The organism is Adlercreutzia sp. ZJ242 (genome assembly GCF_011038995.1).
Classification (GTDB): Bacteria; Actinomycetota; Coriobacteriia; order Coriobacteriales; family Eggerthellaceae; genus CAAEEV01.
The window spans coordinates 1-1,160 of sequence record NZ_JAAKEE010000105.1; the positions used below are offsets into that span (position 1 = coordinate 1).

Annotated in this window: 3 protein-coding genes; all 3 read right to left on the bottom strand. The window is 65.7% G+C overall.

From position 1 onward, the window contains the following. Positions 1-71: 71 nt before the first annotated feature. Complete coding sequence (locus G7Y49_RS11970) at positions 72-362, bottom strand: hypothetical protein (protein WP_165174120.1); 291 nt, start codon at positions 360-362, stop codon at positions 72-74. 108 nt (positions 363-470) lie between these two features. Further along, entirely contained in the window at positions 471-707 is a 237-nt protein-coding gene (locus tag G7Y49_RS11975) for a NifU family protein (RefSeq protein ID WP_165174122.1), read from the bottom strand. 86 nt (positions 708-793) lie between these two features. Beyond that, positions 794-1,018: a hypothetical protein gene (locus tag G7Y49_RS11980; RefSeq protein ID WP_165174124.1), complete on the bottom strand. Its 225-nt coding sequence runs from the start codon at positions 1,016-1,018 to the stop codon at positions 794-796. Between the last annotated feature and the right edge of the window lie 142 nt (positions 1,019-1,160).

A 1,160-nucleotide genomic window follows, 5' to 3' on the forward strand; every position in this document is an offset into this window, starting at 1 on the left:
GCAGCGCGCGGGGCCTCGCGTCCGGCCCGCGCGCGACGGGCGCCGCAGCCCCCGGAGCGGCGCGCCCCGCCCTAGAGCAGGAAGCGGTTGGGGTTGCCCTGGCGCTTGAAGTCGGCGGGGCGCTCGGCCATGGAGGGGCCGTGCGCGAGGAAGTGCTCGCAGAAGCGGCAGATCTCCTTGACGGCGGCGTCGTAGTCGCGGTCGGGGTTGAGCAGCAGGTCGAAGTCGTCGCACACCACGTGCGTCTTACGCTGGCAAGCGGCGAAGTGGCAGTCGGCCGGGCACGGCTCGCCCGGTATGTTATGGGGGCAGCGCCCCCGCATCTCGTCGTCGCATCCGCGACGCTCCCAGCACCTCTCCATGAGTGCTCCTCCTCTCCCTCGTGAGACCACAGTCGAAGGGCGCGCCTTCTCACGCGCATGAAAAGGGGCGAGCCGCCAGGCCCGCCCCTTGCTTGCTCAGGCGCGCGTTTACGCCAGGTCGGCCGGAACGACCTTCGCCACGCCCGGCACGCGCTCCTTCAGGATGCGCTCGACGCCGTTGGCCAGCGTCATCTGCGACATGGGGCAGCCCTTGCACGCGCCCTGCAGCTCGACGGTGACGACGCCGTCCTCGGACACGTCGACGAGCCGCACGTCGCCGCCGTCAGCCTGGAGGCTGGGGCGGATGAGCTCGAGCACCGCTGCGACGTCAGACTTCTCTACCATGATGAACTCCTTATCTGGGATGTTTTCTTCGAACGCATTCTATCATAGCCGACGCCGCCGCGCGCGGCCGCGAGAAACCCCGTCCGTCACGAGACGGGCATCCAGTCCTTCCCGATGATGACCAGCACGTTGGTGTCGAAGGTGTAGAAGTCGCCGCCGTTGATGACGCGCCCGCCGCTCGCGGCGCGCGCGACGGCCTTGGCGGCGCCCTCGTAGGCCCCGTCCTCCCGACTTTTGCAGCTGAGTAGCTGGCCTTCTTTCGCATATTTCCTGGCCAGAGGCCGTTCTAGGCCTTTATTTTTGTCAAGCACTTATGACATTTTGCGTTAGGTAATGTCATTGGTATGATATAATAGGGCAACATGTCCTCGCAGGTCAGGAGCGGGAAGTTGTTCGTCAAGAAGCAGAAGAGGAAAAACGGCCGTGTGTACCTGTCGGTCGTCGAGGGCTACC

Bases quoted from the DNA above. Each gene is read 5' to 3' on its own strand.
- G7Y49_RS11970 (WP_165174120.1), bottom strand. From the start codon at position 362: ATGGAGAGGTGCTGGGAGCGTCGCGGATGCGACGACGAGATGCGGGGG.
- G7Y49_RS11975 (WP_165174122.1), bottom strand. From the start codon at position 707: ATGGTAGAGAAGTCTGACGTCGCAGCGGTGCTCGAGCTCATCCGCCCC.